The sequence below is a fragment of the Geodermatophilus sp. SMS 5-13 genome (assembly GCF_059428245.1).
Genome location: NZ_CP165729.1, coordinates 2,206,366 through 2,219,800 on the forward strand (window position 1 = coordinate 2,206,366; position 13,435 = coordinate 2,219,800).

10 protein-coding genes are annotated in these 13,435 nt (G+C 74.8%); 4 read left to right on the plus strand and 6 right to left on the minus strand.

Features of this window, described 5'->3' with window-relative positions; translation table 11 throughout:
- The first annotated feature begins 37 nt into the window (after positions 1-37).
- Positions 38-982 (plus strand): helix-turn-helix transcriptional regulator, encoded by a 945-nt coding sequence (locus tag AB3388_RS10790; protein WP_495410768.1) that lies wholly within the window; start codon positions 38-40, stop codon positions 980-982.
- 185 nt (positions 983-1,167) lie between these two features.
- Positions 1,168-4,068, plus strand: a complete 2,901-nt coding sequence (leuS, locus tag AB3388_RS10795) for a leucine--tRNA ligase (RefSeq protein WP_495410769.1) — start codon at positions 1,168-1,170, stop codon at positions 4,066-4,068.
- Positions 4,069-4,089: 21 nt separating this feature from the next.
- Here leuS and lipB read toward each other — a convergent pair whose 3' ends face one another.
- Together lipB and AB3388_RS10805 are read right to left on the minus strand one after the other, a co-directional pair.
- The gene (lipB, locus tag AB3388_RS10800; protein ID WP_495410770.1) at positions 4,090-4,734 is read right to left on the minus strand and encodes a lipoyl(octanoyl) transferase LipB; all 645 of its coding nucleotides are present in this window, start codon (positions 4,732-4,734) and stop codon (positions 4,090-4,092) included.
- 5 nt (positions 4,735-4,739) lie between these two features.
- The gene (locus tag AB3388_RS10805; protein WP_495410771.1) at positions 4,740-5,474 is read right to left on the minus strand and encodes a Type 1 glutamine amidotransferase-like domain-containing protein; all 735 of its coding nucleotides are present in this window, start codon (positions 5,472-5,474) and stop codon (positions 4,740-4,742) included.
- Positions 5,475-5,545: 71 nt separating this feature from the next.
- On the opposite strand from AB3388_RS10805, the gene AB3388_RS10810 reads away from it, so the two are divergent.
- Positions 5,546-7,090 carry a serine/threonine-protein kinase gene (locus tag AB3388_RS10810; protein WP_495410772.1) on the plus strand — a complete coding sequence of 515 codons (1,545 nt, stop codon included), beginning with the start codon at positions 5,546-5,548 and terminating at the stop codon, positions 7,088-7,090.
- A 60-nt stretch (positions 7,091-7,150) separates the two neighbouring features.
- Here AB3388_RS10810 and AB3388_RS10815 read toward each other — a convergent pair whose 3' ends face one another.
- The 3 genes from AB3388_RS10815 to lpdA all read right to left on the minus strand — a co-directional run bounded on the left by AB3388_RS10815 (position 7,151) and on the right by lpdA (position 11,380).
- Positions 7,151-8,059 (minus strand): TIGR01777 family oxidoreductase, encoded by a 909-nt coding sequence (locus AB3388_RS10815; RefSeq protein WP_495410773.1) that lies wholly within the window; start codon positions 8,057-8,059, stop codon positions 7,151-7,153.
- A 79-nt stretch (positions 8,060-8,138) separates the two neighbouring features.
- Positions 8,139-9,953, minus strand: a complete 1,815-nt coding sequence (gene sucB / locus AB3388_RS10820; RefSeq protein WP_495410774.1) for a 2-oxoglutarate dehydrogenase, E2 component, dihydrolipoamide succinyltransferase — start codon at positions 9,951-9,953, stop codon at positions 8,139-8,141.
- Positions 9,954-10,000: 47 nt separating this feature from the next.
- Complete coding sequence (lpdA, locus tag AB3388_RS10825; protein WP_495410775.1) at positions 10,001-11,380, minus strand: dihydrolipoyl dehydrogenase; 1,380 nt, start codon at positions 11,378-11,380, stop codon at positions 10,001-10,003.
- A 146-nt stretch (positions 11,381-11,526) separates the two neighbouring features.
- Between lpdA and AB3388_RS10830 the strand changes: the two genes are divergently transcribed.
- Positions 11,527-11,871 (plus strand): oxidoreductase, encoded by a 345-nt coding sequence (locus AB3388_RS10830; RefSeq protein WP_495410776.1) that lies wholly within the window; start codon positions 11,527-11,529, stop codon positions 11,869-11,871.
- Positions 11,872-11,920: 49 nt separating this feature from the next.
- Here the strand turns inward: AB3388_RS10830 and AB3388_RS10835 are convergent, their stop codons facing one another.
- Positions 11,921-13,432: a leucyl aminopeptidase gene (locus tag AB3388_RS10835; RefSeq protein WP_495410777.1), complete on the minus strand. Its 1,512-nt coding sequence runs from the start codon at positions 13,430-13,432 to the stop codon at positions 11,921-11,923.
- Positions 13,433-13,435 lie beyond the last annotated feature (3 nt).

Below are 13,435 nucleotides of genomic sequence, written 5' to 3' on the forward strand. Positions count from 1 at the left end.
GCCATCCTCTGGCCAGTTTCCGTGAGAAGGTTCGACCGTGCGCGCCGACCGGCTGATCGCCGTCCTCCTGCTGCTGCAGACCGGCGGCCGGCTGACCGCGGCCGAGGTCGCCCGCGAGCTGGAGATCTCCGAGCGCACGGCCCGGCGCGACCTGGAGGCGCTGAGCCTGGCCGGCGTCCCGGTGTACAGCTCGCCCGGCCGCGGGGGTGGCTGGGCGCTGGTCGGCGGCGCCCGTACCGACCTGACCGGGCTCACCGCCGACGAGGCGACGGCGCTGTTCCTGGCCGCCGGCTCGGCGTCGGCGGCCACCCCGGAGGCCCGGGCGGCGCTGCGCAAGCTGCTCGGCGCGTTGCCGGCGCCGCTGCGCGAGGGCGCGCGCGTCGCCGGGACCGCGGTCGTGGTGGACGCCGCGACCTGGGGCCGCACCGCGCCACCGGAGCCGGAGCACCTGCCGGCCTTGCAGCGGGCGGTGGTCGACGGCGAGCAGGTCGTCCTCGGCTACGCCGGGCGGGGCAAGGCGCCGTCCACCCGGACCGTCTCCCCGCTCGGCCTGGTGACCAAGGCGGGGGTCTGGTACCTGATCGCCGGCACGGACGCCGGGGTGCGCACCTTCCGGGTCGGCCGCGTGACCGAGGTGGCGCCGACCGGCGCGCCCGTGCGGCGGCCGGAGGGGTTCGACCTGCGCACGGCGTGGGAGGCCAGCGCGGAGGAGGTGGAGCGCCGCCGGGTCGAGGCGCGGGTGCAGGCGCTGGCCGACCCCGCCCTGGTGCCGCTGCTGCGGCGCTGGCTAGGGCCGGCCCAGGTGAGCATCGGAGAGCCGGCCGACGACGGGCGGGTGCCCGTGGAGCTCGGCGGCCCCTCCGTGGAGGTGCTCGCGGCGCAGTTCGCCGGGTTCGGCCGAAGGCTGGAGATCACCTCGCCGGAGGCACGCCCCCGGCTGCTCGCCCTCGCCGAGGAACTCCGGCGGCTCTACGCCGGCTGAGCTGGGCGCGGCCCCGGTGTCCGGCGTCGGGCGTCCGGGCGGCGGGGTATTCTGGGCGTGTGTCCGGTGGGCTGCTCCTTCTGCGGCCGTGCTGACCTGAACGAGACGGACAGCACGGCGACCCCTCCTGCGCGAGGGGTTTTTTTCTGCCTACCGACGCCTACGAGCACCCAGGAGCGAGCGCGATGAGCCAGACGGCCAGTCAGACGGGCACCGAGCCGAGCAGCACCGGCCCGGGCAGCGAGGTGCCCCCGCACCGGTACACCCCGGCGCTGGCGCAGCGGATCGAGCTCTCCTGGCAGGACCGCTGGGAGGCCGAGGGCACCTTCCACACGCCGAACCCCACCGGGCGGCTGTCGGCCGGCTTCGACAAGGTGGCCGACCGGCCCAAGTTCTTCGTGATGGACATGTTCCCGTACCCCTCGGGTGCCGGCCTGCACGTCGGCCACCCGCTGGGCTACCTGGGCACCGACGTCACCAGCCGGTTCCGCCGGATGGACGGCGACAACGTGCTGCACCCGATGGGCTACGACGCCTTCGGCCTGCCCGCCGAGCAGTACGCCGTCCAGACCGGGCAGCACCCGCGGATCACCACCGAGGCCAACATCAAGGCGATCAAGGCGCAGCTGCGCCGGCTGGGCGTCGACCACGACGACCGCCGCAGCTTCGCCACCATCGACCCGGGCTACTACAAGTGGACCCAGTGGATCTTCCTGCAGATCTTCGGGTCCTGGTTCGACGAAGCGGCCGGCAAGGCGCGCCGGATCGAGGAGCTGGTCGCCGAGCTGGACGCCGGGGTGCGCGAGCCCGCGCCCGGCACCAACCCGTCCGGCCGCCCGTGGGCCGAGCTGGACGAGGTCGAGCGGCGCACCGTCGTCGACGCGCACCGGCTGGCCTACCTGCACCAGGCCCCGGTCAACTGGTGCCCCGGGCTGGGCACCGTGCTGTCCAACGAGGAGGTCACGCCGGACGGGCGCTCCGAGCGGGGCAACTTCCCGGTGTTCCGGCGTCCGCTGACCCAGTGGATGATGCGGATCACCGCCTACGCCGAGCGGCTGCTGACCGACCTGGACCGGCTGGACTGGTCGGACTCGCTGAAGCAGATGCAGCGCAACTGGATCGGCCGCTCGACCGGCGCGCGGATCGGGTTCAGTTGTGGCAGCGAGACCGTCGAGGTCTTCACGACCCGCCCCGACACGCTGTTCGGCGCCACCTACATGGTGCTGGCGCCCGAGCACCCGTTGGTCGAGGCGCTGACCGCGGCCGCGTGGCCGGACGGCACCGACCCCCGCTGGACCGGCGGTGCGGCCACCCCCGCCGAGGCGGTCGCCGCCTATCAGAAGCAGGCCTCCCGCCGATCCGAGCTGGACCGGCAGAACGAGGCGCGCGAGAAGACCGGCGTCTGGCTGGGCGTCACCGCGGTCAACCCGGTCACCGGGGACGAGCTGCCGGTGTTCATCGCCGACTACGTGCTGACCGGCTACGGCACCGGCGCGATCATGGCCGTGCCCGGCGAGGACACCCGCGACTGGGAGTTCGCCGAGACGTTCGGCCTGCCGATCGTGCGCACCGTGCAGCCGCCGGACGGCTGGGACGGCGGTGCGTACACGGGCACCGGGCCGATGATCAACTCCGCCAACGACGAGGTGTCGCTGAACGGCCTGGGCAAGGCCGAGGCGATCGCGGCCATCACCGACTGGCTGGTCGCGCACGGCCACGGCGAGGCGACGACCACCTACAAGCTGCGGGACTGGCTGTTCAGCCGGCAGCGGTACTGGGGCGAGCCGTTCCCCGTCGTCTACGACGAGAACGGGCTGCCGCGCGCCGTCCCCGAGTCGCTGCTGCCGGTGCTGCTGCCGGAGGTCGACGACTACTCGCCGAAGACCTTCGCCGACGACGACGCCGAGTCCGCGCCGGAGCCGCCGCTGTCGCGCGCCACCGAGTGGACGACGGTCGAGCTGGACCTGGGCGACGGCCCCAAGAAGTACCGCCGCGAGACCAACACGATGCCCAACTGGGCCGGCTCCTGCTGGTACTACCTGCGCTACCTGGACCCGAGCGACGACGAGCGCATGGTCGACCCCGAGCTGGAGCGCTACTGGCTGGGCCCGCGCGAGCCCGGCGACGTCGGCGGCGTCGACCTGTACGTCGGCGGCGTCGAGCACGCCGTGCTGCACCTGCTGTACGCGCGGTTCTGGCACAAGGTGCTGTTCGACCTGGGCTACGTCTCCAGCGAGGAGCCGTTCCGCCGGCTGGTCAACCAGGGCTACATCTCGGCCTACGCCTACACCGACGAGCGCGGCTTCTACGTGCCGGCCGCCGAGGTGGAGGAGAGGGACGGGCAGTTCTTCTACGAGGGCAAGCCGGTCAACCGCGAGTACGGCAAGATCGGCAAGAGCCTGAAGAACATGGTCACGCCCGACGAGATGATCGGGGCCTACGGCGCCGACACCTTCCGGGTGTACGAGATGTCCACGGGGCCGCTGGACCAGTCGCGGCCGTGGGAGACAAAGGCCGTCGTCGGCTCGCAGCGGCTGCTGCAGCGGGTCTGGCGCGTGGTCGTCGACGAGGAGACCGGTGCGGTCCGGGCGGCCGACGTCGAGCCCGCCGAGGAGACGCTGCGGGCGCTGCACAAGGCGATCGCCGGCGTCCGCGACGGCATGGCGACGCTGCGGTTCAACATCGCGATCGCGCGGATCACCGAGCTGACCAACCACCTGACCTCGACGTACGGGGCGGACCAGGCGGTGCCTCGGTCGGTGGCCGAGCCGCTGGTGCTGCTGCTGGCGCCGCTGGCCCCGCACATCGCCGAGGAGATGTGGGCGCGGCTGGGCCACTCGTCGTCCCTGGCCTGGCACGCCTTCCCGGTGGCCGACGAGCGCTGGCTGGTCGAGGACACCGTCGAGGTGGCGGTGCAGGTCAACGGCAAGGTGCGCGCCCAGGTGCGGGTGCCGGCCGATGCCGACGCCGCGGCGCTGGAGGCGGCGGCGCGCGCCGACGAGAAGGTCGCCGGCTACATCGACGGCACGACCGTGCGCCGCGTCATCGCCGTCCCCGGCCGGCTGGTCAACTTCGTCGTGGGCTGACGCGGAGTGGATTCGTCGGCGTCACACCGACGAGGCCACTCCGATCAGCACCTCGCGCATCGCGGACTCGACCGCGTCGATGACCTCGGTGACGGGGACGTCGCGGCCGAGCTCGGCCGACAGCGAGGTGGCGCCGGCGTCGACGATGCCGCACGGGATCATGTTCGCGAACGCCGCCATGTCGGGGTCGCAGTTGAGCGCGAAGCCGTGCATGGTGACGCCCTTCGCCACGCGGACGCCGATCGCGGCCACCTTGCGGTCGGGCCCCCGCTCGTCGGCACGCACCCAGACGCCGCTGCGGCCCTCCACCCGCTCGGTGGCGACGCCGAGGCCCGCGCAGACCTCCATCAGGGCCTGCTCGAGGCGCCGGACGTGGGAGACGACGTCCTTGCGGTCGGGCAGCGTGACGATCGGGTAGCCGACCAGCTGTCCGGGACCGTGCCAGGTGATCTTGCCGCCGCGGTCGACGTCGATGACCGGCGTCCCGTCGAACGGGCGCTCGTGCGGCAGCGTGCGCCTGCCCGCGGTGTAGACCGACGGGTGCTCGAGCAGCAGGAGCGTGTCCGGCGCGGAGCCCTCCACCACCTGCGCGTGGAGTTCGCGCTGGCGGTCCCAGGCCTCCTGGTAGTCGATCAGTCCCAGCCGCAGCACCTGCAGGTCGCTCACGGGCATCAGCGTATGCGTCGCGGCTCCAGGCGCGTCTCGACGACGCCGCCCTCCGGGCTGCGTTCGACGCGGTAGGCGGCCCTGTCCGCGCGGTCGGCGACCGCCTCGACCAGTTCGGTCCCGCGGTAGACCAGGCCGACGCCGTCGTCGGTCGCGTGCCCGGCCGGCAGCGTGCCGTCGGCCACGAGCCGCTGGTAGAGGGGACGGCGCTGCTCCTCGCTGTCGTAGTGCACGCCGTTGGACGTGGGGATCAGCCCCAGCCCGTTCGTGACCGGCCGCAGGTCGGGGCCGTAGGAGTCCGTCGTCCCCCCGACGTGCCAGCACAGCGAGCCGGCCGACACCCCACCCAGGACGACGCCGGCGCGCCACACCTCGCGGAAGATCTCGTCGAGGCCGTGCACACGCCACACCGCGAGCAGGTTGGCCACGCTGCCGCCGCCGACCCAGACGACGTCCTGCGCGAGCAGGTGCGCGCGCATGTCGGGCACCGTCGGCATGGTGAACAGGCTGAGGTGGCTGACCTCGACGCCGCTGCCGGCGAACGCGCCGTACACGCCGGCCACCCGCACCGGGTCGTCGCCGGTCGCGGTGCCGAGGTAGCACAGCTTCGGCCGCGCGGGCGCGCCGGCCAGCTCGAACGCCAGGTCGAAGACCGGACCCGGCGCCCAGTCGTAGGGGCCGCGGCCGCGGCTGTCGAAGCCGATGCTGGTGGCCAGGATGGTCGGTGCGGACGCCGGCATGCCCCGAACCTAGGTCGGCGGCCTGTGGACAACGGCGGCGGGGGACCGCGCCGCCGACCTACCGTCCCGGCATGCCCGCTGACCCGGAGGACGCCGTCGCGCCGATCGTGCCCGGCTACCGGCTGCTGGAGCGGCTCGGCCGCGGCGGCTCCGGCGAGGTGTGGCGGGCGGTGCCGCGCGGCGGGGGAGCGCCGGTGGCGGTGAAGGTGCTCGTCGCCGGCAACCCTGAGCGGCAGGCCCGGGAGGCCGCCCTGCTGGCGGAGCTGGACCATCCGCACCTGGTCCGGCTGCACGAGGTCGTCCACCAGCCCCGGCGGGGCGGTGAGGTCCGCGTCGCGCTGGTCCTGGACCTGCTGCCCGGGGGCAGCCTCGCCGCGCTGCTCGGCCGGCGTGGGCGGCTGCGGCCGGGCGAGGTGGTCACCGCGATCGCGCCCGTGGCGGCCGCGCTGGCGCACGCGCACGAGCACGGCGTCGTCCACGGCGACCTCTCCCCGGGCAACATCGTCTTCACCGCCGAGGGCCGACCCGTGCTCACCGACCTCGGGGTGGCGCGGGTGCTGGGGGAGTCCGCGGCGGGCGAGGTGACCCCCGCCTACGTCGACCCGACGGTCGCCCGCGGCGGTGCCCCGGGCCCCGCCTCGGACGTCTTCGGCGTCGCGGCCGCGGCCTTCCACGCGCTGACCGGCATCGCGCCGTGGAACGCGGCGAGCCCCGCCGACACCCTCGCCGTCGCCGCGGCGGGCGTGCTGCCCGACCTTGCGGAGCTGGCGCCCGAGGCGCCCGCGGAGCTGATCGCGGTCATCGCCCGCGGCCTGGCCGACGACCCCCACGAGCGCGGCTCGGCCGGCGCGTTCGCCCTCGACCTGCGGCACGCCTGCCGGCCGGAGCCGGTCCGGCTGCCCGCGGCGGGGGTCCCCGACGAGGAGCTCGGCCGCACCGGCCGCGGTCCGCGCACCGAGCTGACCCACCAGGTGCCGGGCCGGCACCGCCGCGAGCCTCCGCCGGAGCCGGTCGAGTCGCGGCGGGACCGGATCGTCCCCGTGCTGCGCCGGGTCGCCGTCCTCGCCGCGGTGGGGGTCACGCTCGCCGCGGCGGTCTGGCTCGGCACCCGGTGGGGGGCGGGCGGCGGCGCCGTGTCGGCGGCTGCCACCGCGCCGGCCACGGCGGCCGCACCCGTGCCCGTGGAGGAGCCGCTCGCCCCCGACCGCGCCGAGGCGCCGGCCGACCCGGCCGGGTGGCGGCCGGTGCTGGCCGAGCTGTACGGCCGCCGCGCCGAGGCGTTCGCCACCGCGTCGCCCGGGCCGCTCGACGGCGTCTACACCGAGGACAGCGCCCAGCGCGCCGCCGATGCCGCGTTCGTCGACGAGCTCGCCGCGGCGCGGCAGGTGCTGCGCGGGTTCGCGCCGTCCGTCGTCCGCGTGACCGCCGCGACCCTCGACGGGGACCGCGCCGAGGTCGAGCTCGTCGACGCCTGGCCCGGCTACGACGTGGTGCCCGCCGGCACGGCCGACGGGCTGGCGGTCCGTGCCGAGCCGGGGCGGCCCGAGGCGACGGTGCGCATGGTGCTGCGCCGCACCGGCGACGGGTGGCGGATCGAGCGAGCCGAGCGCTCCTGAGGCCCCCTCTCGGGTACCGCCGCGAGCTTGCGAGGGGTGGGGAGGAGGGGGTCCTTCTTCTCAGTGCTGCCGCAGCGCCGCCCGCAGGGCCGGTTCCAGGTCGGGGTGGGTGAAGCGGTAGCCGGACGCGAGCAGCTTCTCCGGCAGCGCCCGCCGCCCGCCGAGGATGCTCGAGCGGGCGAACTCCCCGAGCGCCAGGGACAGCGCGAAGCCGGGCACGGGCAGCGGCGTCGGGCGGTGCAGGACGCGGCCGAGGCTGCGGGTGAACTCGGCGTTGGTCACCGGGTTCGGCGCGGTCAGGTTGACCGGGCCCGAGACGTCGGAGCCGAGCAGGTGGACGATCGCCTCCACCTCGTCGGTCAGCGCGATCCACGGCCAGTACTGCCGGCCCGAGCCCATCCGGCCACCGAGCCCGAGCCGGAACACCAACCCGAGGATCCGGACCAGGGCGGCGTCCGGGGCCAGGACCAGCCCGGTGCGCAGGGTCGCCACCCGCACGCCCGCCGCCGCGGCCGGGGCGGTGGCGCCCTCCCACTGCACGCACACCTGGGCGAGGAAGGAGTCGCCGGGCGGATCGGCCTCGGTGACCGCCCGGTCGCCGCTGACGGGGTACCAGTCGATGCCCGAGGCGGAGATCAGCACGCGCGGGCGGCCGGGATCTGCGGCGGCGGCCGCGGCCAGCGCCTCGCTGATGGTGGACGTGCCGTCCACCCGGCTCTGCAGCAGCCGCTGCTTGTACCCCTTGGTCCAGAGCCAGGGCCGGATCGGCTCGCCGGCCAGGTGGACGACGGCGTCGACGTCGGCGAGCAACGCCGGGTCGATGCGCCGGTGCTCCGGTGCCCAGCGGTGCTCCTCGGCGGTGCGGGGAGTGCGCCGGACCAGCCGGAGGACGTCGTGGCCGTCGGCCTGCAGACGGGGGACCAGGACGCCGCCGATCAGGCCCGAGGCGCCGGTGACCGCGATCTTCACGCCAGGTTCTTCTCCTCCCGAGCCCCCCGTGGACGCAGCGGGGCCCCGGCGATCTCCGCCGGGGCCCCGAGGTGAACCTCTAGGCGAGCCCGAGGTCGCCCTGGAACTGACCGGCCTCCAGCCGCTCCCGCACGGTGGTGAGGAAGCGGGCGGCGTCGGCGCCGTCGACGATCCGGTGGTCGTAGGTGAGGGCCAGGTAGACCATCGACCGGACCGCGATCACCTCGCCGAGGTCGGCGTCCTGCACGACCACCGGACGCTTGACCACCGAGCCCGTGCCCAGGATCGCGACCTGCGGCTGGTTGATGATCGGGGTGTCGAACAGCGCCCCGCGGCTGCCGGTGTTGGTCAGCGTGAAGGTGCCGCCGCCCAGCTCGTCCGGGGTCACCTTGTTCAGCCGGGTGCGCTCGGCCAGGTCGGCGATCTTGCGGGCGAGGCCGCCGATGGACAGGTCGCCGGCGTCCTTGATGACCGGAACGAGCAGGCCACGGTCGGTGTCCACCGCGATGCCGAGGTTCTCGTTGTCGTGGTAGGTGACCGTGCCGGCCTCGAGGTCGATCGAGGAGTTGACGCTCGGGTGGGCCTTGAGCGCCTCGATCGCGGCCTTGGCGAAGAACGGCAGGAAGGAGAGCTTGACGCCCTCGCGAGCCTCGAACTCGTTCTTCGCCTTGGTGCGCAGCTGCGCGATCCGGGTGATGTCGGCCTCGACGACGGTGGTCAGCTGGGCGCTGACCGCCAGCGACTCCACCATGCGCTTGGCGATGACCGTGCGCAGCCGGGACAGCTTCTCGGTGCGGCCGCGCAGCGACGGGTCCTGGCTCGCCGCCGGGGACGGCGTCCGGGTGCCGCCCGCTGCCGCGGGAGCCGGCGCCGCGGCCGGCGCCTGCGCCTGCTCGGCGGCGGCGAGGACGTCCTGCTTGCGGATCCGCCCGCCGACGCCGGAGCCCTGGACGCTGCCGAGGTCCACGCCGTGCTCGGCGGCGAGCCGGCGCACCAGCGGCGTGACGTACGTGCCGCCGCCGTCGCCCTCCGCGGCCGGAGCGGCCTCGGGGGCCGGAGCGGGGGCGCGGGAGGGTGCCTGCGCCTGCGGCTGAGCCTGGGGCTGCGCCTGCGCCTGCGCCTGCGGTTCGGGCTCCGGCTCCGGCTCCGGCTGCGGGGCGGGCGCCGGGCGCTCCTCCTGCTGGGGTGCGGACGGCGCGGGTGCGCCACCGCCACCGCCGCCACCGCCACCGCCGCCACCGCCGGCCGCGGCGCCGGTCCCGATGACGGCCAGCTGGGCGCCGACCTCGACGGTCTCGTCCTCCTGCACCGTGATCTCGAGCAGCGTGCCCGAGGCCGGTGCCGGGATCTCGGTGTCCACCTTGTCGGTGGAGACCTCCAGCAGCGGCTCGTCGGCGGTGACCTCGTCGCCGACCGCCTTGAGCCAGCGGGTGACGGTGCCCTCGGTGACGCTCTCGCCGAGCGCCGGCATGGTCACGGGCGTGCCCTCGCCGGAACCACCGGAGGACCGCGCCGGGGCGGCCTCGGGGGCCGGTTGCTCCTCCGCCTGCTCGGCGGGCTGGGCCTGCGGCTCGGCCTGCGCCGGCTGCTGCTCGGGCTCGGGGGCGGCCTCCTCCTGGGGAGCCGCCTCGGCCTGGGGCGCGCCCCCACCGCCGCCGTCCCCGCCGATGACGGCGAGCTCGGCGCCGACCTCGACGGTCTCGTCCTCGGCGACGAGGATCTTGCTGAGCACGCCCGCGGCGGGCGAGGGGATCTCGGTGTCGACCTTGTCGGTCGAGACCTCGAGGAGGGGTTCGTCGACCTCGACCTGCTCGCCCTCTTGCTTGAGCCAGCGAGTGACCGTGCCCTCGGTGACGCTCTCGCCCAGGGCGGGCATGGTGACGGACGTCGGCATCGAGGCAGTGCTCCTTCTGGCGCTGTGCGGTTGGGGACCGTGCGGGTCTAGCTGTGCGCGTGCAACGGCTTGCCGGCGAGGGCGAGGTGGGCCTCGCCCAAGGCCTCGCTCTGCGTGGGATGCGGGTGGATCAGGGCGGCGACCTCGTCGGGGAGGGCCTCCCAGTTGTAGATCAGCTGGGCCTCGGCGATGAGCTCGCCGACCCGGCTGCCGACGATGTGCACGCCGACGACCGGGCCGTCGGCGGTCCGGATCAGCTTCACCGCGCCGGCCGTGCGCAGGATCTGGCTGCGGCCGTTGCCGGCGAGGTCGTAGGTCAGGCAGGTCACGTCGCCGTACTTCTCGCGGGCCTGGGCCTCGGTGAGACCCACCGAGGCGACCTCGGGGTCGGAGTAGGTGATCCGTGGGACGCCGGCGTAGTCGATCGGCGTGACGGGCAGCCCGGCCAGCCGCTCGGCGACGAGGATCCCCTCGGCGAAGCCGGCGTGCGCCAGCTGCAGCGTCGGGATGAGGTCGCCGACGGCGGAGACGGTCGGGACGGAGGTGCGGCAGTACTCGTCGACGAGGACGAAGCCGCGGTCCATCGCGACGCCGGTCTCCTCGTAGCCCAGGCCCTGGCTGACCGGCCCGCGGCCGACGGCCACCAGCACGAGCTCGGCCTCGACGTTCTTGCCGTTCTCCAGCTCGACCCGGACGCCGACGTCCGTCGTCCGTACGCCCGTGACCTTGCTGCCGAGCTCGTAGCCGATGCCGCGGCGGCGGAAGGCCCGCTCGAGCAGCTTGGAGGAGGACTCGTCCTCCAGCGGGACGAGGTGGGGCAGCGCCTCGACGATGGTGACGTCGACGCCGAAGGACTTCCAGGCGCTGGCGAACTCGCAGCCGATGACGCCCCCGCCGAGGACCACCGCCGACGTGGGCACCCGGTCGAGGCTGAGCGCGTGGTCGCTGGTGAGGATCGTGGTGCCGTCGATCTCGATGCCCGGGAGGCTCCGCGCGTACGAGCCGGTGGCCAGCAGGACGTGGCGGCCCTCGTAGGTCTGCCCGTTCACCGCGACCGCGGTGGGGGAGACCAGCCGTCCCTCGCCCTCGACGTAGGTGATCTGCCGGCTCTTGATCAGGCCCTGCAGACCCTTGTAGAGCCGGCTGATGACGCCGTCCTTGGAGGCGTTGACGCCGTCCATGTCGATGCCGGCCAGCGTCGTCTTGACGCCGAAGTGCTCGCCCTCGCGGGCGGCGTCGGCGATCTCGCCGCTGTGCAGCAGCGCCTTGGTCGGGATGCAGCCGCGGTGCAGGCAGGTGCCGCCGACCTTGTCCTTCTCGACGAGCACCACCGACAGGCCCAGCTCGGCAGCGCGCAGCGCCGCTGCGTAGCCACCCGAGCCGCCGCCGAGGATCACGAGGTCGGCCGGCGAGGTCGGTGCGCTCACGGGTTCTCCTCGATCCATCGACGGCTGGCAGCGGCGGGGTCCGTGGCTCATCCTGCCACTCCGGGAACGGCGCGGCCGTGCGCACCGTTGGGGCCAGGCGAAACGTCGCGGCGCGGGCCGCGACGATGCGACGACAGGAGAGCGGAATGGGGCTGCTCGACCGGTTGCGCGGGCGCGGTTCCGGGGGGCACGGCCGGCGCGGCACGCTGGACCGGGGTTCGCACCGCGGGGACCTCGCCCACCTGGAGCAGTTCGTCGCCACCCGCCGCGGCGTGGAGGGTTACGTCGAGCCGCGGACGGCGGTCACCGAGACGACGATCGTGCTGGTCGCCGCCGACGGGGAGTGGACCCGCCGGCGCATCGACGGTCCCGACGTCGCCCGCCGGCTGTCCAAGGAGCTGGCGATCCCCGTCTACGACGCCCAGGTCACCGGCTACCCCCAGCGCATGCGCGACTGGTCGAGCCGCCAGAAGGACAACCGCCTCGACTGAGCTTTGTCGCGATCAAGCACGCGCGCTTCATCGCGATAAAGCGCCGGGGTCAGTCGGCGATCAGGTCCTCGATGGTGGCGAGGAGGGTGCGCACGGGGACGCCGGTGCCGCCCTTGGGCGTGTAGCCCCACGCCGCCTGCGCGTTGTAGGCCGGCCCGGCCACGTCGATGTGCGCCCAGGGCAGCCCCTCGGGCACGAACTCCGCGAGGAAGTGCCCACCCACGAGCATGCCGCCGAAGCGGTCGGCGTTGGAGTTGACGAAGTCGGCGACCGGCGAGTCGATGCCGCGACGCAGCTCCGCCGGCAGCGGCATCGGCCACATGCCCTCGCCGACGCGCGTGCCCGCGGCGACGACGGCGTCGCGCAGCTCGTCGGAGCCCATGACGCCGGAGGTGCGGTTGCCGAGCGCGACCTGCTGGGCGCCGGTGAGGGTCGAGGTCTCCAGCAGCGCGTCCGGGGAGTCCTCGGCGGCGCGGACGATCGCGTCGGCCAGGACGACGCGGCCCTCGGCGTCGGTGTTGGTGATCTCCGACTTCTTGCCGTTGCGGAAGGTCACGATGTCGGCCGGCCGGTAGGCGCTGCCGCTGGGCAGGTTCTCGGCGATCGGCACGGTGGCGGTGACCTCGACCGGCAGGCCGAGCTCGGCGACCAGGCAGACGGTGGCGATCACCGCGGCGGCGCCGGCCATGTCGCTCTTCATGTTCTGCATGTTCAGCGCGGGCTTGATCGACAGGCCGCCGCTGTCGAAGGTGATGCCCTTGCCGACCAGCGCGATCTTCTTCTTCGCCTTCTTCCCCTTGTAGGTCAGGCGCAGCAGGCGGGGGCCGCGGGTCGAGCCCTGGCCGACGGCGAGGATCCCGCCGTAGCCGCCGGCGGCGAGCTCCTTCTCGGCGAGGATCTCGACCGCGAGCCCCGCCTTCTCGCCGGCGGCGGCGCCGCGGGCGGCCAGCTCGGCGGGGTAGAGGTCGTTCGGCGGGGTGTTCACCAGGTCGCGGACGAGCGCGACCGCGTCGGCCACGGCGCGCACGCGGGACAGCGCCGCCTTCGCGTCGCCGGCGTCGGGCACCACCACGGTGAACTCGCGCGGCGGCGTCGGCCGGTTGGCCGGCAGGTCGGACTTGTACTCGGTGAACTCGTAGGCGCCGAGCAGGGCGCCCTCGCCGACGGCGTGCAGCCGGCCGGCGTCCGGGGAGCCGCCCACGGCGGCCAGCAGCGTGACGACGGAGCCGCGCCCGGACAGCGCCCGGCTCGCCGCGCCCGCGGCCCGGCGGACCGCCTCGGCGGAGTAGCCGCCGCCGTTCTCGGGCGCGCCGAGGCCCACCACCGCGACCACCGGGAACGGGCCCTGGCCGAACGTGGGCAGCCGGGTCACCTCGTCCTCCGCGCCGCGGGCCCCGAGGTCGGCCAGCGCGGGGAACAGCCGGCCGCCGAGCAGCCGGTCCACCGCCTCGCTGCCGGGAGTGGGCAGGGGGCCGTCCGGGCCCTTGCCGACGCCGACGACGACCGCGTCGGCGGAGAGCTTCTCGAGGGGGCGGTCGGTGGCGGAGATCGTCGGCGGCACGGC

Excerpts from the sequence above, each read along its gene's own strand:
- leuS (WP_495410769.1), top strand. The coding sequence starts at position 1,168 with ATGAGCCAGACGGCCAGTCAGACGGGCACCGAGCCGAGCAGCACCGGC.
- AB3388_RS10805 (WP_495410771.1), bottom strand. The coding sequence starts at position 5,474 with ATGCCGGCGTCCGCACCGACCATCCTGGCCACCAGCATCGGCTTCGAC.
- AB3388_RS10810 (WP_495410772.1), top strand. The coding sequence starts at position 5,546 with ATGCCCGCTGACCCGGAGGACGCCGTCGCGCCGATCGTGCCCGGCTAC.
- sucB (WP_495410774.1), bottom strand. The coding sequence starts at position 9,953 with ATGCCGACGTCCGTCACCATGCCCGCCCTGGGCGAGAGCGTCACCGAG.
- AB3388_RS10830 (WP_495410776.1), top strand. The coding sequence starts at position 11,527 with ATGGGGCTGCTCGACCGGTTGCGCGGGCGCGGTTCCGGGGGGCACGGC.